The organism is Bacillota bacterium (genome assembly GCA_013178125.1).
Classification (GTDB): domain Bacteria; phylum Bacillota; class SHA-98; order Ch115; family JABLXJ01; genus JABLXL01.
In genome coordinates this window covers 46,085-71,329 of the sequence record JABLXJ010000011.1, presented here as the reverse complement: position 1 = coordinate 71,329, position 25,245 = coordinate 46,085, and the positions used below count along the sequence as shown (strand labels likewise).

Annotated in this window: 19 protein-coding genes; 7 read left to right on the top strand and 12 right to left on the bottom strand. The window is 52.3% G+C overall.

Translation table 11 applies throughout. The annotated features are described in order from the left end of the window. Positions 1–56: 56 nt before the first annotated feature. The 6 genes from HPY71_10545 to HPY71_10520 form a co-directional block, all read right to left on the bottom strand. On the bottom strand, positions 57–899 hold the full coding sequence (locus HPY71_10545; GenBank protein ID NPV53948.1) for a carbohydrate ABC transporter permease: 843 nt from the start codon (positions 897–899) through the stop codon (positions 57–59). A 149-nt stretch (positions 900–1,048) separates the two neighbouring features. Then, positions 1,049–1,963, bottom strand: coding sequence for a sugar ABC transporter permease (locus HPY71_10540; protein ID NPV53947.1), 915 nt, complete (start codon positions 1,961–1,963; stop codon positions 1,049–1,051). Between the two features lie 177 nt (positions 1,964–2,140). Next, entirely contained in the window at positions 2,141–3,487 is a 1,347-nt protein-coding gene (locus tag HPY71_10535) for a sugar ABC transporter substrate-binding protein (protein ID NPV53946.1), read from the bottom strand. 386 nt (positions 3,488–3,873) lie between these two features. Next, positions 3,874–4,962 (bottom strand): zinc-dependent alcohol dehydrogenase family protein, encoded by a 1,089-nt coding sequence (locus HPY71_10530; protein NPV53945.1) that lies wholly within the window; start codon positions 4,960–4,962, stop codon positions 3,874–3,876. Between the two features lie 354 nt (positions 4,963–5,316). Next, positions 5,317–6,897 (bottom strand): extracellular solute-binding protein, encoded by a 1,581-nt coding sequence (locus HPY71_10525; GenBank protein NPV53944.1) that lies wholly within the window; start codon positions 6,895–6,897, stop codon positions 5,317–5,319. A 59-nt stretch (positions 6,898–6,956) separates the two neighbouring features. Then, on the bottom strand, positions 6,957–7,916 hold the full coding sequence (locus HPY71_10520) for a class II fructose-bisphosphate aldolase (GenBank protein NPV53943.1): 960 nt from the start codon (positions 7,914–7,916) through the stop codon (positions 6,957–6,959). Between the two features lie 673 nt (positions 7,917–8,589). Here HPY71_10520 and HPY71_10515 point away from each other — a divergent pair. The 7 genes from HPY71_10515 (at position 8,590) to HPY71_10485 (ending at position 16,974) form a co-directional block, all read left to right on the top strand. After that, the gene (locus HPY71_10515) at positions 8,590–9,870 is read left to right on the top strand and encodes an ROK family transcriptional regulator (protein NPV53942.1); all 1,281 of its coding nucleotides are present in this window, start codon (positions 8,590–8,592) and stop codon (positions 9,868–9,870) included. A gap of 151 nt (positions 9,871–10,021) precedes the next feature. Further along, entirely contained in the window at positions 10,022–11,356 is a 1,335-nt protein-coding gene (locus HPY71_10510) for an extracellular solute-binding protein (GenBank protein NPV53941.1), read from the top strand. A gap of 97 nt (positions 11,357–11,453) precedes the next feature. After that, complete coding sequence (locus HPY71_10505) at positions 11,454–12,341, top strand: sugar ABC transporter permease (GenBank protein ID NPV53940.1); 888 nt, start codon at positions 11,454–11,456, stop codon at positions 12,339–12,341. Between the two features lie 36 nt (positions 12,342–12,377). Then, a complete protein-coding gene (locus tag HPY71_10500) occupies positions 12,378–13,244 on the top strand; it encodes a carbohydrate ABC transporter permease (protein ID NPV53939.1) in 867 nt (288 codons plus the stop codon). Between the two features lie 71 nt (positions 13,245–13,315). Then, the gene (locus HPY71_10495) at positions 13,316–14,329 is read left to right on the top strand and encodes a hypothetical protein (GenBank protein ID NPV53938.1); all 1,014 of its coding nucleotides are present in this window, start codon (positions 13,316–13,318) and stop codon (positions 14,327–14,329) included. A gap of 53 nt (positions 14,330–14,382) precedes the next feature. Then, on the top strand, positions 14,383–15,420 hold the full coding sequence (locus HPY71_10490) for a hypothetical protein (protein ID NPV53937.1): 1,038 nt from the start codon (positions 14,383–14,385) through the stop codon (positions 15,418–15,420). 93 nt (positions 15,421–15,513) lie between these two features. After that, the gene (locus HPY71_10485) at positions 15,514–16,974 is read left to right on the top strand and encodes an L-fucose/L-arabinose isomerase family protein (protein ID NPV53936.1); all 1,461 of its coding nucleotides are present in this window, start codon (positions 15,514–15,516) and stop codon (positions 16,972–16,974) included. A gap of 758 nt (positions 16,975–17,732) precedes the next feature. Here HPY71_10485 and HPY71_10480 read toward each other — a convergent pair. From HPY71_10480 to HPY71_10455, 6 genes are all read right to left on the bottom strand, one after another. Further along, a complete protein-coding gene (locus HPY71_10480) occupies positions 17,733–18,023 on the bottom strand; it encodes an AbrB/MazE/SpoVT family DNA-binding domain-containing protein (protein ID NPV53935.1) in 291 nt (96 codons plus the stop codon). A gap of 261 nt (positions 18,024–18,284) precedes the next feature. Further along, positions 18,285–19,409, bottom strand: a complete 1,125-nt coding sequence (locus HPY71_10475; protein NPV53934.1) for a hypothetical protein — start codon at positions 19,407–19,409, stop codon at positions 18,285–18,287. A 139-nt stretch (positions 19,410–19,548) separates the two neighbouring features. Next, the gene (gene xylB / locus HPY71_10470) at positions 19,549–21,105 is read right to left on the bottom strand and encodes a xylulokinase (protein NPV53933.1); all 1,557 of its coding nucleotides are present in this window, start codon (positions 21,103–21,105) and stop codon (positions 19,549–19,551) included. Positions 21,106–21,273: 168 nt separating this feature from the next. Beyond that, the gene (locus HPY71_10465) at positions 21,274–22,308 is read right to left on the bottom strand and encodes a LacI family DNA-binding transcriptional regulator (protein NPV53932.1); all 1,035 of its coding nucleotides are present in this window, start codon (positions 22,306–22,308) and stop codon (positions 21,274–21,276) included. A gap of 154 nt (positions 22,309–22,462) precedes the next feature. Then, the gene (locus HPY71_10460; protein ID NPV53931.1) at positions 22,463–23,479 is read right to left on the bottom strand and encodes an ABC transporter permease; all 1,017 of its coding nucleotides are present in this window, start codon (positions 23,477–23,479) and stop codon (positions 22,463–22,465) included. Continuing rightward, positions 23,445–24,941, bottom strand: a complete 1,497-nt coding sequence (locus HPY71_10455) for a sugar ABC transporter ATP-binding protein (protein ID NPV53930.1) — start codon at positions 24,939–24,941, stop codon at positions 23,445–23,447. The genes HPY71_10460 and HPY71_10455 overlap by 35 nt, the downstream gene beginning before the upstream one ends. Between the last annotated feature and the right edge of the window lie 304 nt (positions 24,942–25,245).

The following is a 25,245-nucleotide window of genomic DNA, read 5'->3' as shown; positions in this document are numbered from 1 at the left end:
ATCTATCTAAATCTGCGGCCAGGAGATTCTATTCGTCGCTAACGTCACATAATCCTTCATTGTTTCAGCGCCCCCAGGGCAAGGCCGCGCACCAGGTACTTTTGAACCATGCCAATGAAGATCAGCACCGGGACGCTCACGATCACCCCTGAGGCCGCAAGCTGGCCCCAGATGATTTCCTGGTATGAAATATAGTTGCAGACGAACGCAGGGGCTGTCTTTGCGCCCCCGCCGGCGAGGACGAGGGCAAACATCAGTTCATTCCAGGAGAATACAAAGCCCAGGATGGCAGTGGCCACTATCCCGTTCGCTGAAAGCGGGAGGACTATGCGGGTGAAAGCGCTCAGGGGCGTGCAGCCATCTATGAGCGCCGCCTCCTCGAGCTCCCTGGGGATCTCCTGGAAGAAGCTCCTCATGACCCAGATGACGAGGGCCAGATTTATCGTGACATGCATAATCACGAGCGCAAACTTGGTATCGGTCAGGCCGACGGACCGGAACATCAGGTAAAACGGGATAAGCACGGATACAGGCGGCGCCATGCGGGTGCTCAAGATCCAGAAGGCTATGTCCTTTTTCCTGGTGAATTTAAAGCGCGCGAGCGCATATGCAGCCGGCACACCAGCCGCCAGGACCAGGGCGAGCGAGCATACCGCGATAATGAGGCTGTTCTCGAAGCCATGCAAGAAGTCGCTGTTGGCAAACACCAGCTTATAGTTCTCCAGGGTTGGCCGGAAGAACCACCTTGGCGGCATCGCGAGCGCATCGATCCGTGTCTTTAGGGATATGCCGAGCATCCAAAGGATTGGAAACAGCATTATGACGGTGATGATCAGTGTAGCCACAAAAGCCAATCTATCTTTTAGCTTTTCCCGTTTATGGAGTTGCCCCGCCGCCATTAGACTCATACCCCCTCCAACTAATCCTTAACCCCTAGGCAATTCCCAGTGAATTTCCGGCCAATCCCCGCTCAGTCCCCCGCTCGGTGCCTATTCGATGTCCATTCGATATCCATTCGGTATCCATCCAATCCTTATCCAGTCCTTATTCAATCCGTCAGCTCTATCCTGCTCCAGCTCACGAGCAGGGTGCACACTGCGATCACGATAAATAGAAAGACTATGCCCAGCGCGCTGGCGCGACCCATATCCAGATCGCGAAAGGCGGTGAAGTAGACGTAGAGGTTCAATGTCTCGCTGGCGTGTCCCGGGCCCGCACCAGTCATTGCGTATATGATATCGAAGGTCCTCAGGGAATCGATCAGGCGGATCAGGAGGGCTACCATAATCTGGCCCTTGAGGAGAGGCAATATGAGGTGACGGAAACATTGCCAGCTCGTTGCCCCGTCTACGACAGCCGCCTCGAAAAGCTCCGTAGGCATGGACATCAGGCCAGCCGAGAGGATCAAGGCCATGAAGGGCGTCCATTGCCAGACATCCACCAGGATCAGCGATGGGATCGCAAGATTATAATCTGCAGTCCATTCCAGCCCACGGATGTGTAAAAAGGATAAAAGGTAATTGATAATGCCAAGAGATGGGCTATACATTATCCTCCACATATAGGCGGCTGCGATCGGGGTCAGGACCATAGGCATCAACAAGAGAGTTAGCATTACACCCTTTCCGGGGAAATCCCTGGAGAGGAGCAGGGCTATCCCCATGCCCAGCGCCAGCTCGAGGGATACTCCTATACCGCTGAAGTAGACGGTCCTCCCCAGCGCTGACCAGAAACTCGGGTCGAGAATAATGTTAAGATAGTTCTTGAGGCCGATAAAGGTCATGTCCTGGGGGTAAAGAAGGTAGTAGTCATGCAGGCCTATCCATATGTTGTAGAAGAATGGCAACATGGATATTACCCCGAGGACGACCACAGTTGGGAGCATAAGCATCCCCTGAAGGCTAGGGGGCTTTATCAGCGGCTTCATTACCGTCCCCCGGGTTTGGAGCTGACTCCCTTTCATTTTCAACCAGCGCTGGAGACCCCGCCTACCAGGACGGGGAGAGCGCCGTCCCTCCCCTCAATCAAGAAGGTATTTGCCAAGCAAGAAGGTTTAGGTCTGGCAGGATGCGGAAGATATCATCTCTCGCACCCTGCCCACCCTGTATAATGCTAAATGCTACTCTACTTTATCGCTACTTTACTTTCTCATTGCTTTGAGGCTCTTGGCTTGAGCATCGGCCATTGCCTCTTCGACCGTCATCTTCCCAAGATAGATCTCCTGCAGCGCGACCTCGGCGATGTCCGCCAGCGGAGCGAACTCCTTCACCATCGGGAACGCATAGCTGGCCGAGAACTTATTCATGGTCTCAGAGCTTGCCTTGATCCAATCGGGAACCGGGTACTTCTGCCTCAGAGCCTCGCTCTGCCATACCGAGTTCCTCATTATCTCTGTTGTCTCGAGCCCGAGTTTGAGGGCTAGCTCCTTCGATGTAGCCCACTGGATGAAAAGCCAACTGGCGATCTTCTTAGAGGACTTGCTGCTCATGCCCCAGTACCACGCGGTCCCGGCGGCAGGCGCATGGTGGCCGTTGGGCGCAGCAGGCAGGATCGCGTAGCCGACCTTGCCAGCCACTGCGGAGCCCTTCGGGTTCTCGAACTGGCTCATGAAGATGTTGGAATCGCCGCCGAAGATCGCGGCCTTCCCTTGCTGGAAGTCGGAGGCGCACTCATACCAGCTGTAGTTGACCGCTCCGGCCGGGCCGGCATCCTTCAGGAGCTTTATATACATCTTGGTAGCTTCGATAGTCGGCTTGGAATTGAGTTGCGGGTTGTCCTCAGGGTCGATCCAATACCCGCCGTAGTTCTGGACATAGCCATTCCAGGGCCAGTGGGTGCCGCTCCCGCGCAGCAGCCTCAATACGATACCGGCCATCTTGGGCGGGTCATTGAGTTTCACCGCAGCCTGGTAAAGCTCGTTCATGTCCTTCGGAATGTCTAGACCCTTGCTTTTGAAAAGGTCCTTCCTATACATAAGAATCTGGGTGTCAGGGGCTATCGGAACCCCGTACAGGACGCCCTTCCAGGTCGCATCGCGGAGGGAACCCTTTGGATAATCATTGAAATCATACCACGCGGCATCCGTCAGCTTGGGGTTCTCGAGATAGGGCTTCAGCGGCTCCACCCATTTCCCCTCGGCATACATGACGGTGTAGGCATGGCTGAGCATGAACGCATCGGATACGGGCTTGCCGGATGACAGGTCGATTACGATCTTCTTGAAGAATTCGCCCTCGGGATAATCGTCGATTGTCACCTTTATCCCCGTGAGAGCCTCGAATTCCGGCAGAAGGCTCTTCAGATAGGTGATTGCCGGCCGCGCGCACGCCATAATCCTTATGGACTGGCCGCTGGCCTGCTTCCAGTTGATCTTGGCCTGATCCGCACTGGGCATGCTGGCCCCATAGCTCACTACGGACACTGTAAGCAGCATCAGGACTACGAGGAACGCAATCTTCGAAATACGCATAGCTGAAACAGTTTTCATACCAAGCCCCTCCATTCTATTCAGAATCCAATGCCACCTTACCCCCGTTTAGACTGCAACTCCTTTACGATACTTCACGGAATACGATCCTCGCGAAAACCAAACCCTACGATGACCATTGTATGCGAAAACCCTACTGGTTACTTATTTACAGCATCCCCCCCTTCCCGTGTGACCAATTTTCATAACCAGCCCCACCCCTCTTCAAGGAGGGCCGGATCGACCCATGGTTCATCTAACTAACTGTAACTAACTGGCTATTTTGTCTGCCTTACTCACGACTAAGGTCACGACTGTGCAATCGACATCCCTCAAGGATCATCATGCCAGAGATTATCAAGGGATCATAATTGGATTCCACTGGATGAGCCTCTAAAATCTAGAAGCTAGAAGATGATCTGGAGCTTACCCCCGGCCTCGCCCCTCGCGAGCATGCTTATAGCTTCGCCCAGGCCCTCGAGTGGGAAGGTTCTGGCGATCAACGATTTTGTCTCTACGAGCCCATGCTCGATCATCTTCAGGGCCGGCCCGACGGTTCTATTCTCGGCGAATACCCCTATGATCTTGATATCGCGACGATAGACCTCATATGGGTTCACCGTTATGCTCGAATGATGCGGGTAGACCCCGAAAACAAGCAACCTCCCGGTGGGTTTCAAGTAGCCCATGGCCGCCTGCAATACCTGTGGCACGCCCGTCGCCTCTATGACTACATCGTAGCCCAGGGGCGCGATCCCTCTAATCTCATCCTCATCCACGGTGCCGGAATCTTGATCGTTACTGGCGCGACCAGCCCAACCAGGATGATCAGCGTCGCCAGGGCCATCAACGCGCCGCCCCATTACCGCGGCATACGCCCCCAGCCGCTTCGCAAGGGCGAGTTTCTCGGGTTTCAAATCGGATACCACGACCCTGGCGGCCCCGGCTCGCCGCGCAAGCTGCAGGTGCAGCAGCCCGATCGCGCCCGCCCCCATGATCAGGACATCATCCCCAAAGCCTATCTCCGCCCTCTGCTGGCCATAAAGCACACACGAGAGCGGCTCGGCGAAGGCTGCTTCACCAAAGCTCACATTCTCGAATTTATATACATTCTTTACAGGCGCAACTACGTATTCGGCGAACCCGCCCGGCAGGGTGCTCGCTATTCCACCGAAGTTCAGGCAATGGTTCCCTTTCTTGGCCTTGCAGAACTCGCACTCGTTGCAGGGGATTATCGGATCCACGGCCACCTTGTCGCCTGGCCTGAAATCCTTCACCAGGCTGCCAACCCCCTCGACCTCTCCCGCGATCTCATGGCCAGGTATGAATGGGTATGGACTTTTCACATCTATATATTCGCCTTCGAATGTATGCACGTCTGTGCCGCATACGCCGCACGCCTTGACCTTGATAAGCACGTCGGAGTCTCCTGGGACGGGCTTCTCTACCTCTTTGAAAACCAGTTTACGGGGCGCCTCGAAGATTGCTGCTTTCACTGCCTAAACCCTCCCATATAATTCATTTGAATATCTCCATGAATCCATTACATAGCATACATGGCATACAGAGCATATGGAGCATATGGAGCATAAGTATAGCACACATATAGCATAAATCCGTATAGTTGCCTATTTCATCCTAATATCCTGATTCGCTCAAAACCCCTGATTCGTTCAATGCCAATTCGATGTAATTATCATTATTCTCGCTCCGTTCGCATGGCTCTGTTCTCCTTGCCCTGTTCTCACCGCTCCGTTCTTGTTCTCGTTCCCTGCCCGACTTTCCATCCTCTGGATTCTCCGGATTCCCTTGATTCTCTGGTGAAGTCACTTATGCAGCAGGCATGGCAGTCATCCGGTGGCTCGCGAAAGCCCTTGAAGCCTGCTATCGTTAACGAGGCGCCGGAAAGCCACATCCCTCTTGATCAGCGTGCTGAAGGCCTTGCTCATCTCCTCAAGGGCCTCATCTATATCTAGCACTCCCAGAAGGGCATGTGAACCATAAAGCGAGGTAACCTCCATCAAGGCTACGTTCTCTCTATAACGCCCCAGGCCTCGCCCCCTCCTCCATGCCTCCTCAACAACCCTGGCGCAGGGATTACGCTGCACAAAGGCCAGGTCCCGGATAATAGACCGCCAGTACGGGATGACGCGCTGGTTTGCGTAGACTTTGGCGACATTTGGAGATGGACCTGTGGCGAATTTGATGAACTCGAAGGCCTCCGCCTTGCGAGGCGAGTCATAGGGGATCGCCAGCTCCCAGCCCGCCACCTGGGGACAATCGGGAGGGAAAAGCGCATACCCCAGCCTGCCGGCCACCTCAGAAAGGTTGGGATCCTCGAGGCTCCCTATGAGGGAACTCCAGTTCATCAACATGGCCACCTTGCCTTCCCGCATCGCCCTTATGCTGTCAAATACGCTATAGTTGATGCTCTCAGGCGGGGCGAAAGGTAGAAGGGACTTGTAGAACTCAAGGGCCCTCCGCCCAGCCGGTGAATTTATGATGGGGACGAGGTCCCTGTCAAAAAGATCCCCGCCAAATGCCCTGAGGAAGTTTATGAAATCCTCCGCAAAGTCGGACCTGGCGCGCTTGGCGCTGAGCGCGGTCCCGAAGGGGACCCGTCTCCCGCTTTCATCCACAGAATTGGTGAGCGCCTTTGCAGCCTGAACGTATTCGGCCGGCGTCCTCGGCACCGACAGGCCGTATTTCTCGAAGAGATCCTTCCTGTAGGCCAGGACGTAAACGTCGTTTTGAAACGGTATACCGAACCTCTTTTGACCGACGCCGGGTATGTGAAATGCGCAGGTGTGATCTATCACGGGGCGCCCATCGGGACCAGTAAGGTAGTCCCCGGTGAAATCCAGGCCCGCCTCATCTATATATGGATCCAGCACCTCGAGCTTGCCCCCGAGGACATACTCGGGCATCAACGAGAAGGACACCATGATTACGTCGATGCTGCCGGCGTGATACATGAACTCCGTGTAGAAGCGCTCGGGAAGCGCCTCATACGGCGCGGATAGCACATCGATTTCGACATCGCCGCGCACCCTCATGTACTCCTCGGCCAGCGGGCGCCCGATCAGCTCAGCGTGGTAATCAGGGGCGAGGAAGGTAAGCCGCGCCCGCTCGCAGGGCGCCTTCTCGGTTACAAATGTTCCCCGCCCTTTCTCACGGAGCAAAAGTCCCTCATGCACCAGGTCATCAAGCGCCTGCCGGACGGTGGGCCTGCTCACCCCGTAAAGATCGCAAAGCTCCATCTCGGCCGGGATCCTATCTCCGGGGCGATACTTGCCCTCCTGGATCTCCCTGAGAATAGCCTCTCTAACCTGCAAATAATAGGGCGTCGCATTACTCCTATCCAACAAGCGAATCCGGCTCCTGTCTCTTAATACACAGAATACATAGCATATGTCATTACATCTTTTCATCTACAGTAATAACATTTCGACAAACTCGGTTAAATTCCTTCTGCCGGGCCAGACGAATATTAATATTCCAAGTTCGCCTTCCGGGCTACCTTCGGTCGAGATAGCCCCGCCGCTCGCCCGCTGGCCATGCAAACCCTTATCCACTCCGCCACAACGTCTGTTATCTTCTCGAGCACCGGCTTCACGACATCGAGCGTGTACGGGCTGGGTCCTCTTCGCACCAGCTCCTCGCGCATAGCGTTCATGTACGTCGAATGGATCATGGTCCCCACATTGACCTTGTTTATCCCCAGCCTGATTGCCTCCCTGACATCCTCCGCAGGTATGCCTGTACCGCCATGAAGAACGAGCGGGATTGAGACAGCCCTGTTAACCTCATCGAGGCGCTTGAAGTTGATCTCCGGTTTGCCCTTGTAGAACCCATGGGCGGTTCCGATGCCGACGGCCAGGGAATCAACGCGGGTTTCCTCGACGAACCTCACGGCCTCGTCAACCCTGATGAGAAAATCCTCATCTCCGGATCCGCCTTCAAATCCCCGGCCCTTGATCCGGCCAAGCTCTCCTTCAACGCTCACCCCGCGCTGGTGGGCATAGTCAGCAACCCTTCGGGTCGTGCGGATATTCTTCTCGAGTGGTTGCTTTGACGCGTCTATCATCACCGACTTAAACCCGACATCGATAGCCTTCAGGCACAGCTCTACCGTTTCTGAATGATCAAGGTGGTGTATGACCGGCACCGCCGCCGTATCCTCAACAGCCTTTCCCAGGGGGCCCACCAGCTCGGCCCCGATCTGCCCCACGACGAGCGGATTCGAGGCCAGGATAACAGGGGCCTTCTCCCGCTCCGCCGCCCTGACAATCGCCAGGAGGTCCCAGATATCAGAATAATTGAACGCGGGTATGGCATAGCCGCCTCTATCCGCCGCGTAGAGCAGTTCCCTGAGTGTGATATCCCTGGGTGTCGTATCGCTGAGTGTTGCATCGCTAAGCGCAGTGCCTCTAAGCGCGATATCGCTCAATATATATGCCTCCCATCCTACTGACCCGGTGTCTGCAGTCGTCCGGCGCGAGCTGCATGCAATTCAATCCCTATGTCGCCCCATGACCACATTTGATTTGAAGTGTCACGTGGCTATGTAATTACATATCTGCTGTTCCAGTAATAACATTTCGACGCGACATCTCAAATTCCTTTCATACGAACCATAAAAACACGCCGCCCATCCCATGCCCCAAAATACTCTTAGCACGCGCAACCCTTGGGATGGGTAATGATGCTGATGGCCAGCACTGTTCCCGGCGGACAGTGCTAATAGCTAGCACTGTCCCTGATGGACGATGCTGATGGCAGACATCATGTACGGCGGATGAAGCTGATATTAGATACTCTCTTATCCCGGAACTTATGCGTGGCAAAAAAATTAGAAACTTATATCCCGAGGAAGAAGGATTTTCGGATCGCTTGTCAAATTATATTAATAAAGTTTATTGGAAGCGACAATAAAGTTATATTGTTTTCCTCGATGCTTAAATCCGCGTAGAAGGTAATTAATATAAGCATAGGCCAATATAATAAATTATTGTCTCTGGAAATTAAGTCTCAATATATTCCATATAGTTTGTAGATAAATCTGTTTGTTCAAAGCGAGTTTTCAAGTCATACAATTTCGTGGTTTAAGAAAGGGAAAAAGCGTGAAAAGAATCACCGGCGACTTAAATCTAATCAAGAATATCAACGAATTAGTTGTACTCAATTCCATCAGGAATCTAGGACCAATATCCCGGGCCGACCTGGCCAGGATAACCGGCCTTAACCCCTCCACAATTACTGATATCGTCAATAGCTTCCTGGATAGGGAGTACGTAAAAGAGTCAAACCTGGGCGAATCTACAGGCGGGAGGAAGCCCCTTCTACTCGAGCTGAATCTCCCGGCGTTTCTTATGGTTGGGGTGTTACTCAGCGACGAGCTTGTATCCCTCGTAATGGATGCAAGGGGAAATATCTTATCGCGTGTGGCCGAAGACCCAGCTCCCCTGGAGGATGCCCCTAACTCTTCAGCGGGGCTCAGTATGAAAAGAGTTGTAAGGTTAATACGGAAGGCCTTGAAGTCTGCAGGTATAGGCACAAGAAGCATCAGAGGAATAGGGGTCGGGATAACCGGGCTGGTGGATTCCGTAAACGGTGTGGCTATCTTCTCTCCGAACCTCGGCTGGGAGAACGTCAACGTGAAGCAGACTCTTGAAAACGAATTCGGCGTGCCGGTTATGGTGGATAACGATGTAAAGGCTATGGCCCTGGGTGAGCTCTGGTTCGGGGCCGGGAAAGGGCTCCGCCATGTGGTCGTCTTCAATATGGATGAGGGGCTTGGAGCCGCCATAATCATAAACGGCGAAATCTACAGGGGTGCCAATGGAAGCGCCGGAGAGGTCGGGCATTCACCGATGGGAGATCCTCAAAAGAGGTGCCGGTGTGGCAATAGCGGGTGCCTGGAAACCGTCACTGGAGGGACGGCCCTGGTAGCCGACGTCCGTAACCGCGTCCTGGCGGGCACGCAAACGAAGGTTTTATCTATGGCTGGAGGGGATGTTCGAATGATCACATCGCAAATCATATTTGAAGCTGCGCGTTCCGGCGATGAGGTCGCCAGGTCCAGCATAGACAAACTCGCACATTATCTCGGCCTGGGCATAGCCAGTGCCGTGAATGAGCTGGATCCAGAGTGCGTAATTCTAGGGGGGAATACAATCTATGAAGGAGGTGAACTACTGCTAGAAGGGGCGCGGAGGTCATGTAGTCAACATGTATTCGGAGTTTCAAAGAGAGCAATAAGGATTGAACTTGCCCGGTTGGGAAGGGATTCATCTCCCATCGGGGCCGGCGCGCTTGTGTTAAAGCGCATCCTTGGGACAGGGAATTCTAGCCTGGACCAGGGCATAATCTCGCCGATCATGGCTATGTCAAAAGAGGCTTGACCTTTAGCTTATTAAGACCTAAGCTAAGGCCACGAGGAGAGTGAAGTGATAATGAAGAAGTAAGCGACAGATATGCTAGGCAATGTTTACGCCTCGATAGCTTTGCTTTGTCCGGTAGTACTCGATCACAAAAGCATAGAGAACAAAAACTATGAGGAGGCAGGTTATTATGCGGCGCCTGATTATCGGGAAAATCAATCTGTTCGCGGCGTGTATCCTTATTTTAGTCGCTATCTCGATTTGCTTTACAGGGTCTATCATGGCTAAAGATATAGGCGGGCAAATCACGGTGTGGGCCTGGCCTGGGGCGGTTGAGTCGCTTGAGACAACCCTACCCAGCTTCCATGCCAAGTATCCGAACGTGAATGTAAAGATTATTGCTATTACCGCAGGTGATCCCATAGTTCAAAAGTTTCTTGCAGCTTCAACCGCGGGTTCCGGAGCACCAGACGTCATAGGCATTGATGGTGTCCATGTTCAAAATTATATAAAGAAAGGTGTATTGCTTGACATCACTGACCGTATGAAGCCGCTTAAGGATAAATTCGTCGCATACAAGATGGCCGAGATCGCAGACGATGCGGGAAGGATGTATGCAGTACCGTGGGACGTGGGTCCTGTAGGTTTGTATTACCGGCAAGATATCTTCAAGCAATGTGGCTTGAATGTTCCGGAAACATGGAATGATTACATAGCTGTAGGCAAGAAATTCCGGGCCAAAGGGAATTACGCAATAACTTCTCTAATTACCACTGGTGACACATATTGGATAGAAGCCTTGTTCAGACAGCTCGAGAACAGTGTATTCAATCGTGCAGGGGATGTAACTCTGGATCGGGAAAAGACGAAAAAAACCTTGACACTGCTGAAGAATATGTTTGATTCCGGGATCACCTATAACCCCGGGGCTACTAGCTATGTTAACGGCTGGACCCCAGCATTCTGGAGCGCCATGCGCGATGGACGTATAGTGACATACGTAGGGGCAGCCTGGATGGTTAACGTATATAAGTCCTACATCAAAGCTGGGGACGGCGGATATGGAGAATGGAGAATCGCACCTTTACCGAGCTTCGGATCTAATGGGGTCAGGACGAGTAATCTAGGTGGGTCCAATCTTGGGATTAGTCCACTCTCCAAGAATGTTGATGCCGCATGGGCCTTTATCGAACACGCTGTAGCCACGGTGGAGGGACAGCGAGTCCAGGCAGCCTATGGTACATTCCCGGCATATTTACCCGCATTGAAGGATCCGCAAGTGTTAAATCATACCGAACCCTTGTTTGGACCTCAAAAGATAAACAAGCTGTTTGCCGATCTCCAGGCATCAGTGCCAGTTGCCTATTATCGACCGCCGGCGTATCTAGAAGGGATATTGGCGGCCACCGAGACTATGGGCGACGTTATGATCGAGAAAGAACCTGTCGATCAAGCTATTAGCAAGCTCATTGAGCGACTAAATAATATAGCCAAGCAATACAAGTAGACGAAAGACAAATCAACCTGCCGAACCGCGGCATAAGATGGGGAGAGGACACCTATGGGTGGCCCTCCCCTCTCGATAAGGGGGACATGGTTAGGTCATGGCTAAATCCTCGATAATCAAAACCTTATGGCGCCATCGAGCTGGCTATATGTTCATCGCACCCTTCTATATTCTCTTCGCTACCTTTTGGCTATACCCGATACTCTATTCCTTGCGATTGAGTGTACAAAAATCGGTTGGCCTTGGAAAATGGCAATATGTTGGGTTATCAAATTACCAGTACCTATTTCAGGACCCTATCTTCTTGAGGAGTCTTTGGAATACCGTTTATATATTCCTAGGCAATGTACCATTAATGACCTTTCTGGCACTTATCCTAGCATTTGTCTTTAATTCAAAATTCGTAGTTGCAAGGTCAATATTTCGCACTATTTACTTACTCCCTTATGTTACGGCGTCAATAGTCGTGGCCATTGTATTCTCCATATTCTTTGACCAAGAATTCGGCATCATAAATACCATTCTAGCTACAATCGGGCTGCCAAGGTTTCCGTGGCTGTTATCCACGGATTGGTCAAAGGCGGCGATCATAATTGTAGTTACGTGGAAATGGGTTGGGTATAATATGATATTGATGTTATCTGGTTTACAGACGATCCCTCCCGATGTTTACGAAGCCGCGAGCATAGACGGCGCAACGACAACTCAGTCATTCTTTCGCATAACTATTCCCTTGATGAAACCGACTATACTTTTTTGTCTAATTATGTCAACTATAGGAACGTTCAGCGTGCTTTTTGACGAACCTTACGTCCTGACTGGTGGAGGACCCAATTATTCTTCCACTCCCCTCACTCTCTATCTTTACTATGTCGCATTCAACTATTTCAAGTTCGGTTATGCTTCGAGCATAGCGATTGTCATATCGTTCTTGGTTTTTCTCTTAAGCTATCTTCAATTCATCCTATTTCAAGAGCGAGGCTGAGGCAATCAAAGAGCCAAAATGGAGGAGCTAGCAATCATGATGACGATAAGGACAGGATATAATCGGGTAGACCGAGTCAAAAGCCTGGCAACAAAAATTGCTCTACACGCGGTGCTTATCCTGGGTTGTATAATCTTCCTCTACCCCTTTCTCTTTATGTTTCTCGGCTCTTTCAAAGATACAAGCGAAATATTTTCTGTGCACCCCACCTTTTTCCCTCGCGAGGGTTTCAAATTGACCAATTACAAAACGTTACTAGAGGTAACCAAGTTTGGAAGGGCAGTCCTGAATAGCTCAATTGTATCCTCTACATATACCGCCTTGACATTACTTTTTTGCTCCATGGGTGGTTTCGGGTTCTCTAAATATCGCTTTCCTGGGCGTAATGCGTTATTCTTCTTGATGCTAGCGACCATGATGCTTCCTTTCCAGGCTATTGTAGTTCCATTGTTTGTTATTACCGCCAAGTTAGGTTGGGCAAATACTTATTATCCACTCATCGTCCCATTCCTTGCCAACCCATTTGGTATATTCCTCATGCGTCAGTACATGAATTCGATACCAGATGAGCTTGTTGATGCCGGTCGTATAGATGGGTGCTCAGATTTTGGCCTTTATTATAGAATAATTGTGCCCGTAAGCCGGCCAGCGCTGACTGTTTTAGGCTTGATATTATTTATGAGCAGCTGGAACAATTTCATGTGGCCTCTTATAGTGCTTAGCGAGGACCGAATGTTCACGGTACCGCTGGCTCTCACCAAGTTAGTAGGCCTCCACAGAGAAATTCAATACGGTCCGATTCTGGCGGGAAGCTTCCTCGGGGCGTCAATCCTAATTATTCTATTCCTTGCCTTTCAAAGGCAATTCGTTGAAGGCATTATGTCCGGTGCTATTAAGGGTTAACATGGAGGTGAACGGCCATTACTGGGAGGGAATTGGTTTTATCCGTGCTAAATCATGAGACTGTCAAGAAAATGCCAAAGGAGGCGAAGTTCACGCCCCCTCTTCTTGATATTTTCAAAGCAAAGACCGGCTCGGATGATCCGGCGACCTATTTTAATATGGAAATGCGAGAGGTTTATTTCAAACCTCCCAGGGAGACCGCGGATTTTAGTAAATACTACGACGAAGTTCCACCGATGCCAAATAATCCGGGGTGGGAGATCGGTGAATGGGGAGTAGGCCAGATTCCCGGATCGGAATATCACTTCATCCATATTGTACACCCGATGACGAAGTTGCGTTCCGTTAAAGAGCTTGAAGAATACCCCTTCCCTGATATCATGGCGGATTATAGACATGCTCACCTCGATGCCGAGGTTGAGCGCTATAAGAATCAGGGCCTCGCGGTTATTGGTTACATGGAATGGACTATCTTTGAAATAGCATGGCATATGAGAGGGATGGATAGGCTCTTTGAGGATATAGCCTTTAACCCGGATTTTGCGACTGTATTGCTTGAAAAAATCACGGAGATACGTTGTCAGATGGCTCGACGCTATGCAGAGTCGGGGGTGGATATTATAAGGGTCGGTGACGATATCGGGACCCAGAGGGGAATGCTAATGAGCCCGAAAATGTGGAGAGAATGGTTTAAGCCCAGACTTCTGAGAGTCATTGAATCTGCCAAGAAGGTTAACCCCAGGGTTTTTATCTCTTATCATAGTGATGGATATATCGAACCCGTGATCCCCGACCTTATCGAGATTGGTGTAAATATACTCAACCCGATCCAGCCTGAATGCATGTCTATAGCGAACTTGAAAAGGAGATATGGAAGGGATTTAAGCTTCTGGGGAGGGATTGGGACTCAGACTACCATGCCTTTTGGGACTCCGGATGAAGTAAGGTTTAAGGTAAGAGAGGCTATTGAGATACTGGGGGCTGGCGGAGGTTATGTGATTGCCCCGACTCACGTACTCGAACCCGACGTACCCTGGGAGAATATATTGGCCTTCTTTGAAGCTGTCGAGGGCACGAAACTCTAAGTCATTGTATAATCGGGCGAGGTAAGACTTGCTCATGGGAAGGAGTGAGAAAAATGCTCCCGAAGGAAAGGGTGAAGCGAGCCATAAAACACGAGACCTCTGACATAATTCCGTATCATATCGACCTCACCCGAGCTACTGCAAGAAGAATCGCGGCGTACTACGGAGTACCTATTCATGACGTAGAAGATTTCATTGGTAATCATCTTGCTAGAGTTGACATCGCCGAAGCTTCGACGAGTTCGGGCGACTCCACTACGCGCCCAGAGGATCCAGACCTTGTGCGCGACGAATTCGGCGTCACCTGGCGTAAGGAAGGTCAGTGGCGTGACATGGGAGACTGGGGAGGCATCATTGACTTCCCCTTGAAGGAACCTGATCTTAGCACCTTCAAACTCCCAGACCCGCGAGATCCTAAACGGTTTGAACATCTACCCAGCTTTATTCAAGCACACCAAGACAGGATGGTCGTGGTAAGCTTGCTCGGCCTTTTTGATCTAGCATGGCATGTTCGCGGATTTGAGAACCTGCTCTGCGATTTTGGGGGAAACGCTACCTTCGTAAATGACCTGCTTGATATGGCCCTTGAGTTCAATATCGCCCTAATCAGGGAGCTTTCCAGATTCAATATTGACGGGATACGCTTCGTGGAAGACTGGGGACAGCAGAAGGGCCTGATCATGGGGCCCACTTACTGGTGCAGGTATTTGAAACCTAGACTCCGGATGATGTATGCGGAAGTCCACAAGGCGGGCCTCCCCGTATTCATCCATACATGTGGGGACGTATTTGAAATATTCGAAGATATCGTTGAGCTTGAGGTGGACGTCATTAATCCCGTGCAACCCGAATGTATGGATGTGTATGAAATAAAGAGGCGGTGGGGAAAAGATATTTGCCTCTTTGGTGGTATCGGCGCCCAAAGTACGTTGAGGTATGGGAGCAGTGATGATGTCCGAAAGACGGCTAGAGAAGTCATGCATATGCTGGGGGACGGTGGCGGGTATATCTTAAGTTCGGCGGGCGCCATTCCGGCCGATGTACCCGTTGAAAATATTGTTGCGCTAATAGAGATCGCACGATCCCAATAGCAATTCCAGTAGCTTATATTTTCAAAGGCTACCTTATAAAACATAAAACATTAAGATAAAACTGAGGTAAAACATCGAGGAGGACTATGAATAATGGCTACATATGCTACACGTCTAACTGCTAATCGTCACAAGATCAAGCTCGGATATGCACCCACTCGTCGAAACATATTTAGCAAGGAGGACGCAGCGAAATACAAGCGGCTCACGGAGGAAAAACTCAAGGGCTGGGGGATAGAGCTCATAACCATCGATTGGCTGAACGAGGAAGGCTTGTTATATGATGCGGCGGACGCCCCCAAAATAGCGCAACGCTTTAAGGAGGAAAACGTGGATGCTGTCTTCAGCCCCCACTGCAACTTTGGCACGGAGGATGCCGTAGCGAAGCTTGCAAAGATTATGGGCAAGCCTTTTCTCCTCTGGGGGCCGCGCGACGAGGCCCCGCTTCCGGACGGTATGAGGCTGAGGGACACCCAGTGCGGCCTGTTTGCGACGAGCAAGATCCTTCGCAGGCTTCGCGTTCCGTTCACATACATCGTCAACAGCCGGCTAAATGACCCTGTATTTGAGAGGGGCGTCAAGAATTTCTTGGCTGCGTCAGCCGTTGTGAAGGCATTTAGAAACCTGAGGATCGGTCAAATAAGCACAAGACCCGCAGCTTTCTGGACCGTCATGGTCAACGAGGGAGAGCTCCTGGAACGCTTCGGGATAGAAATTGTGCCCATCAGTCTAGTGGAGATCGTAAATTCCGTCAACTCTAGAATCGCAAAGAACGATACTAATCTGAAGACAACTGTAGAAGAGTTCAAGGGCAAAGTTGAATTTCACAACATTGACGATGAGATTATCAAACGAATCGCGGCCCTAAAGCTCACTATGGAAGAATGGGCAACCGGGGAAGGGTGCAGCGCGATTGCAATTCAATGCTGGAGTGCGCTTCAGGACGCGCTCGGCATCATGCCTTGTTTCGCCAACGCGGAGCTTACTGATGCGGGACTTCCTGTCGTATGTGAGACAGATATTCATGGTGCAGTGTCGGCGATCATGGCCCAGGCCGCCCGGATGGGCGAGACCCCTATATTCTTCGCAGATCTTACGATCAGGCACCCTGATAATGATAACGCTGAACTGATATGGCATTGTGGGCCGTTCCCGCTCTCTCTTAAGGCGGAGAATTCCCCCCATGCGAGGGTAGATAGAAACTACACCCAGGAGAATGGATGCCCTGGTGTTTGCGAGTGGCAGATCAGGGGCGGTGACATCACGATAACCAGGTTCGACGGCGACGGCGGCCAGTACTCGCTCCTTATGGGCCACGGCCGCGGTGTGGACGGGCCGATGACCAGGGGCACCTACGTTTGGGTCGAGGTCAACGACTGGCCTAAGTGGGAAGAGAAATTCATAAAGGGGCCGTACATACACCATGTGGCGTGCGTCCACGGGAATGTTGCGCCGGTCCTCTACGAGGCTACAAGGTATATACCCGGCCTTAAGGCAGACCCGGTAGATCCTGGTGAAGAAGAGATCGCCGCATGGTTGAGAGGTGAAGGCTGAAAGCCATAAGGGTCGACAAGATAATTAGGAATGGAACTCGATTGAGCCCCGGCAAGGGTAGATAAACCAAGCGTAAACCAAGCGGCGCAGGGCCTCAAGGGGGAACGACTGATCAGATGCGTGGCGGGGGTTCCATCCCCTATCCCCCGCTCTTCTCTACGAGGTCACCTGCGCCATTTTTATTATAATACGCGACTGCACGGCTGTAAAGATGGTATTTTGGGATTTTGGGACATGGCAACCTGCTGAGAATCGATATTCATATGCATGCCAGGGGGCCGAGATACAGGCACCGAATGGTACAACAGACAGCTTAAGAAACTGGGTTTCAAAAATCACGAGGATTTTAAGCGATTCCTGAGAATTAAAAGCAGTAAAGAAGAGGACGAATGATATATCCAGACTGATTTTGTCTAGCTTGAATATATCTCAGAAAGTATGAACGCTCTTGATCCAGAGGTCTTACGAAAAGTGAAGCAATGGCTCTCCTCTCCTCAGGGCTGCCGGAATACACGCTTATGGTCACCGATCGTCCGTAGGACGTAGGAGTCTCCTCGAACATGGAAAGTGAAGCGCACCGACATATTGACGCTGGCCTCCCATATGTTGTCGGTTCCCTGCACTCTTTTAACTCGAAGAGATGGGTGCGTCGGATCATCTAATAGGCGCTGAAATTGTTGCTGAGCCTGTTTCCTAACCTCAGACGACAGCTTCTTATATTCCCTCTTAAAGCGTTCCGTGAATTCGAACTGCATAGCCTATCTCTCGAGTTCACGAACTAGATCATTCACGCTCTTGCACTTGATTACCCGGCCTAAACGTATATCTTCGTCCGCCTCTCTCTCTCCCTTTTGCCATTCCTCAGTCCAAAACCAAGCCTGATCGGCAGGTAGGGTTTTCATTGGAACCAGCACGAGGCGTCCCCCTTCCACCCGAGCCTCGAGATGATCACCCTCCTTGAGGCCGAGCTCCTTGCGAACATCGGGCGGGATACGGACTAGAAACCGCTTCTGAATCTGAATCGTCATATTTATCGCCCCCGGCGTCATATACTGACCTGATCTTGGCCACGTACCACCACCATAATTAACGTAAGTCCATTAACTCCGCAGTTTATCAATACCGCAGTTTCTATTCTATTTTTTATTATATCATTACCTCCCTAGATTTGGCCATAGATTGCTCCAAAAAGTAAAGCCCCTAATAGACGCCCACAGAGACTATTAAGCCAGGCAACTTTTAACGATGGACCCTGAAAAAATTAGGCTTCAAAAATCACGAGGAGTCTAAGCGATTCTTGCACTCCGCTTCTAGTACTCGCACTCCCGCGCCGCATCAGCGTAGGCCTGGATATTCTCCACAGGTGCATGGAAGAAATGGTCGCACGGCATCATTATGTAGCCCCCGCCCGGCCCCGCCTCCTCAAAGCACTTCCTAACTGCGGCGCGAACCATCTCGGGAGTCCCCCTGCCGAGGATATTGTACTGGTCCATGCCCCCTATCAAACAAACCTTGTCACCGATCCTGCGCTTCACCTCTCTGAGGTCGACATCGCCACCCATATCGGGTGGGGAGAGGGTTTCGGAGGCATCGCAACCGTTTGCCACGATCTTCTCGAGGATAGGCATCATCCCACCGCACGTATGATACGTAACCTTGAAACCCAGGTCGTGGAGCGCCTTATGCACCTGCCGGTCGTAGGGCAGGCAAAACTCCTCAAACATCTTTGGTGAGATAACTGTGGACGATGCATCGCCCCCACCGTTCTCGATAAGATCGTATTTCACGCCTTTCATGCTCTCGACAAAGGCGAGCTTTCGCTCAAGGAGGATTCTCAAGAACTCGTGAACCCAACCGGGATTGTCAATCGCGTGAAAGATCATCTCCTGGGTGCCCACCATCGTGCATGCATCCTGCCAGATGCCTGGCTGGTTTCCTGCGACGTAACTCCGCAATATCCCGTCGTCGCCCAGTTTATCGTATACTGCGTTGATGGCTTCCTTATCAAGCTCCGGGACTGGCATATACTTCCTGACGATCTCTATCTGCTCAAGCTCCTTGATCGGGTACTCCGTAACCCAGGCGGTATACTGGTTGGTGGCCATCTTCTTGGTGAGCTTGCCGCCGGGCGTCTCGATCTCAAAAGCGTACTCCGTAATATCGCCTTCCTGCCTTATCATTTGATACGCGACATGCCAGTTCGGCCCCTCAAACAGCTCAAAGAATAGCAGCTCCAACGATGGACCCACCGGCGCTTCCTTAAATTTCGTATAATAAATCACGGGATCCAGGCCAAACCGCCTGTAGGCCTCAAATTGATCGACTCCCCCCAGATAATGGTTCAAATAATAAGTCATCCAGCTATGAACTGTAGCGGGTAATCTATCAGGCTTCTCACGATTCAACGCGCGAAGCAGCCTCTCCTTCGGAGTCATACGCTCCCCCTCCCCAATTTCCGTTCGTTTAGCAATTTACGCCGATTTATATATTCCCAGCATATTCCCAGCAAGTTGAGCTTTCGGCGATTCTCGCAATGCTTGGTCACAAACCTCACTTGCTCTCACGGATTGTCGTTTAGCAGGTCGCTGGAAGCTCCGCAAGCTCCCGGTAAATCGGCTCCAGCGCCCGGTATGTATCCTTGAAGACCCCGTAAAGGCCATCATAGATTTCTTCATTATCACGATTTGGTTCCTGAATATCAACTATCTCAACCAAATCCTCAGCCACGCTGAAATCCTTGAAAATCCCAACTCCGACGCCCCCGGCGATGGCCGCCCCCAGGGAGGTGGCCTCCTCCAGAAACCTCGGCCTCAGCACCGGCTTCTTGAAAACATCCGCCATGATCTGCCGCCAGAGCTCACTCCTCGCCCCGCCGCCGATCACGCGCACCCTGTCCACATGCGTATATTCCTCAAAGGCATCCATGATCATTCGCAAATGAAATGCAACACCCTCCAAAATAGCCCTTATCATATGAGGTCGCCCATGTTTTGAGGTCAACCCTACAAAGGCCCCGCGGGCTTGCGGATTCCAATAGGGGCTGCGCTCGCCCATCAGGTGAGGCAGGTAGACCAACCTCTCCGCACCGGCCGGCACGGTCCTGGCCTCCTCATTCATAACCTCATAGGGGCTCAACCCCAGATCCGCCGCAACAACGCTCTCCACAGGCGACAGGACGTGCCGGGCCCAATTATATGATCCGCCACCCGCCTGCATAGGGCCGCAGGGTGAATACATCCTATCGTCCAGATGCACAAAGGTGAAGGTCCGCATCCTGGCATCCAGTATCGGCTCACCAGTCGCGAGAGCAGCCCATGAGGAGGAGCCAATGCAGATATAGCCTTCCCCTTCGCGGACCACACCCGCACCCGCCGTCGCGCACACGCCGTCGCCTCCACCGATCACAACAGGGGTCCCCGGCGCAAGCCCCGTTTCCTCCGCCGCGCCCGCCGTGACCTCGCCGACGACATCCCTGGAAGCATGGAGATCAGGCAGCTTGTCAGCGTCAATATGAGCCGCGTCAAGGACCTGCACAGACCAGCTCCTGGTCCTGAGGTCAAGAGCACCCATACCGGATGCATCAGAGTAATCTGTCGCAAACCTGCCAGTCAGCTTCGCGACGATGAAATCCTTAGCATTGAGGAATTTACGAGCCTTGGCGTAAACGTCAGGCTCGTTATCTCGTATCCACATGATCTTGGGAATGGAATAGCCCGGGCTCACCCTGTGCCCCGTCAGGACGTAAATAGCCTCGATCCCTCCCAGGGAATCCTCGAGCCTCATCGCCTGCTCAGTTGCTCGATGATCAGCCCAGATTATAGCCCTTCTTAATGGCCTCGACCCCACGTCCACCGGCAGGCACCCCATCATCTGACCGCTAAATGTGATACAAGATATGGCGCTCGGCGGGATTCCCGAGTCGCTCAGCAAAGCTCGCGTAGAACTGCATATAGCCTTCCACCAATCCCCCGGGTCCTCCTCAACCCACGTAGCACTAAGGTAGACCGGCTCATAACCATAAAATGACGAGGCGATAAGCCTTCCGGACGCGTCATACAGTGATGCCTTATTGCCTGAGGTCCCCAGGTCATGAGCGAGTATGTATTTATTATCCGGGTCATTCGGATTCAGGTTATGACTCAGATTATTCAAATTGCCCAAAGAGACCAGCCCCTTCACAACAATCCCAATGGGTCCAACGGGTCCGTCCCGGCGTGGACCCTCTTTAGCTCTAATCCCGAACAGCCGGAGCCTTGCAGGCTGGGGTTCGTATTGCCCAGCTATTCCCAGGCAGCATTTTCATTCTCTGTGGCGCCGCACCGCAGCATAGGGGGCTGCTCCGCATGACTCCCTTACAACTAACTTCGCTGGCAACACGGTCTTTTGGGGGCGCCTGCGCCTGCCTCTTATTCTATCAATCAAGACCTGGGTCGCGGTCTCCCCGAGCTTGTAAACTGGCTGCGCTACTACCGTAAGGTATGGTCTAAAGGCGGAGGCCCACTCAAAATCGTCAAAACCAACCACAGCGATATCCTCGGGGCATCTTAAGCCTTTATCCCGAATGGCGAGCATGGCGCCGATGGTCATGAGGTTATTCACGACAAACACGGCGGTGGGTGGCTGTGGCCCGCTAAGAAGAGCCGTAAGACCATTATATCCGCCGTTCACCCGAGAGTTCCCCTCTATGATCAAGGCCCTGTCGACTGGAATGCCGCTTTCCCTTAGCGCCCTCTCGTAGCCGCTCGCCCGCTCAGTGGTGCTGCTGATGCCGGGGACTCCCCCGATCATACCGATTCGCCTGTGGCCGAGTCTGATCAGGTGCATAACAGCCTCGTAAGCGGCGCACTCGTTATCTACCACGACCGCGTCTGCCGGGACTGCCTCAAGGTACCGGTCCACAAATACAACCGGATAGCCGTCTTCGATCAGCTTACAAAGGTAGCCATGATCACCGGCCGCCGGGGCGATGATGAGGCCGTCTATCTGCTTCTGATGTAAGACAGCTACATACATGCGCTCCTTCTCGGGATCCTCATCGGTATTGCAGAGGATTATGCTGTAGCCATGCTTGTTGGCAACGTCCTCGCTTCCCCGGACCAGCCCCGTAAAGAAGGGGTTTGATATATCCGAAATGACGAGCCCGATCGTGTGCGTGGCCTTGCGCCGCAGGCTCCTGGCGATGGCATTGGGCTGATAGTTTAGCTCCCGCATCGCCTCCAGGACCCTATGTCTCGTCTCCTCCGAGACAAATCTGCTCTTGTTAATAATGTGAGAAACCGTTGTGGGCGAGACACCAGCCAATCGCGCCACGTCTTTCATAGTCGAAGATCTCATGGTTCACAATGCTCCATGTCACAGTACTCCATGTTATGTCACAATACTCCATGTTTCTGATTCACTGCTTTTCTGATTCATTGCGCCCTCAATAGCAATCTCACAAGACGCTGTGGCTTCTTCGCTCGCTTTCCCGCTTTCCCCGCGCATCGGATCAAATTTTCTTTCGCCTTAAAGCATCGACACCGACTGCCGCGACGATCACCGCTCCGATCACTACCATCTGGTAGTATGCAGACACATTCAGGAGGTTCAGACCATTCCTGATCACGCCCATAAGGACCGCGCCGAGGAGCGAACCCCACACGATGCCCTCACCCCCGAATAGGGAGGTCCCGCCGATGACGACAGCCGCGATCGCGTCAAGCTCAAACCCCACGCCCACTACACCGGCCGTGCTATTGAGACGCCCCGCCAATATCACGCCCGCAAGGCCCGAGAGGAAACCACATATAGCGTAGAGGTATACCTTATAACGGTGTATGTTAATCCCAGAGAGGCGAGTCGCCTGCTCATTTCCGCCTATTGCATAGGTGTAGAGGCCTAGCTGGGTGCGATCGAGGATAAACCAGGAGACCACATACACAGCGAGCGCGACGACAAACGGGACGGGAACCGGTCCAATGTAGCCTTGCCCGAGCCAGAGGATGACGGAAGGCAAACCATAGGTATGAGTTCCCCCGGTTAGCTGCAGCGCAAGCCCCCGCCATATCGACATCGCGCCGAGGGTAACGATGAAGGGGGGTATGCCTATCTTAGTTATGATGACACCATGCAAGAGGCCCGTAAGAGTGCCAAGGACGAGCCCGAGCAAAATCCCGAGATACGGATTGAGCCCATAATTCACGACCAGTTCGCCCATGATCGCCGAAGAAAAAGCAACCACGGAGCCGACCGATAGATCGATGCCGCCCGTTAAAATGATAAAGGTTTCCCCCACCGCGAGAATGCTATTTATTGATGATTGAAGCAACACCGTTAACAGGTTGCCCGATGTTAGAAAGTGCGGCGACAGAAAGCTCAATATAACACTCAGGCCGATAAGAGCCAGGATCGAGCTCAGTTGGCTTGAAAATGCCTGCCTAAACTGGGTAAAAGACGTCTCCCTGGGTGTAGCGGTTTTCGCCACAGGGGTATCAGATAGCTGCACGTTCTCCACCTCCAGCAGCATAACGAAGAATCTTCTCTTGCGTAGCTTCCTCCCTGGTTAATTCCGCTGTGATACGCCCTTCATGCAGAACTAATATCCGGTCGCTCATCGCGAGTATCTCTGGAAGCTCCGAGGAAATCATAATAATGCCCACTCCTCGACGCACAAGCTCATTCATCAACTGATAAACCTCGACCTTGGCGCCAACATCTATACCTCGAGTAGGCTCATCAAAGATTATTATTCTTGATTGCGACGCCAACCACTTTGCAAGGACAACCTTTTGTTGATTGCCGCCGCTAAGGTACATGACCTTTTGCTTCAAGTTTGGGGTAACTATCCTGAGGCTTCTTACCAAATCCCATGAGACCTCGCTCTGCCTTCTCAGGTTAAGAATGCCTCTATGGGAGACCCTGCCCGCGCTCGCCAGGATTATATTCCTGTCAACAGGCAATAGCTGGACGAGACCTTCGGTTTTCCTATCCTCAGGCGCCAGCCCGATCTGCAATGCAATCGCATCGCGAGGCGAACGGATGCGAACAAGTCGCCCTTCGACATAAATCTCCCCGCCATCAATCGGATCCGCTCCGAAGATAGCCCTCGCAAGCTCGGTTCTTCCCGCGCCGACGAGGCCCGCAAGGCCGAGTATCTCACCGGAGCGAAGCGAGAAACTTATATCGTGCAGCACTCCCTTTCGAGAGAGATTGGTAACTCGCAGCACCTCACAACCTGGCTCCACCCTTGCCTTCGGGAATTTCTCATCGAGCCTCCGTCCCACCATCAGCTGAATTAGATAATCAATGTCAATATCAGCACCCTTTAGATCAACGGTGGCGACGTATTCGCCATCGCGAAAGACCGTTGCGCGATCTCCGATCTGGGCGACCTCCTCAAGACGGTGGGAAATATATATCACGGCGACCCCGCGCGCCGTCAAATTTCGAACCACGGAGAATAGCCGCTCGGTCTCCTCCTCCGTCAGCACCGCCGTCGGCTCGTCAAGTACAAGGATCTCGGCGTTAGCCGCAAGCGCCTTGGCGATCTCTACCATCTGCTGAGAAGCTACACCCAGCCTTTTCACAGGGATGCGCGGGTCGATCTTTGCGCCGAGGCTCTCCAGGAGGTTGGAGCTTCTCTCATAAATTGCGCGCTTGTCGATGATCTTGACTACGTCTTCCTTGAGAGGCTCCCTGCCAAGGAAGATGTTCTTCCCCGCATCCAGGTGAGGAATCAAATTGAATTCCTGATATACCGCACTGATTCCCAGCGCCTGAGCATGAGCAGGGTTATCTATTCGTATCTCCTCGCCGCGCAGGAGGATCGTTCCTTCATCCGGTTTATAGGCACCTGTCAAGATCTTGATCAACGTAGATTTACCGGCGCCGTTCTCGCCAAGCAGAACGTGCACTTCTCCCCTGCGCAATTGGAAGCGAACTTTGTTCAGAGCCAGCACACCCGGGAAGCGTTTCGTGATGTCCTTCATTTCGAGGATGACTTCCCCGGTAACACCCCTGGTAGCACCCCAGCTGTTATTACCGTTATTACCGGTACTACCTGTGCCCTCCGCGCTCCTACCGCAAACCCCATCGCGAACCTTGTCGCGAACCTTATCACGCCGCACGCCTAACTCACCACCCAGCTACCTGGCTATACCACATAGCATAGCTACGCGCGCAACTACACCACGTAGTCGATCTTGCCACTAAAATGAATGCTTCGCTCTGGTGGGCGAGGCCAGACGTCGACCAATCGCGGCCCGACCTCGCCCGCCGCAGCTAACCGATCTC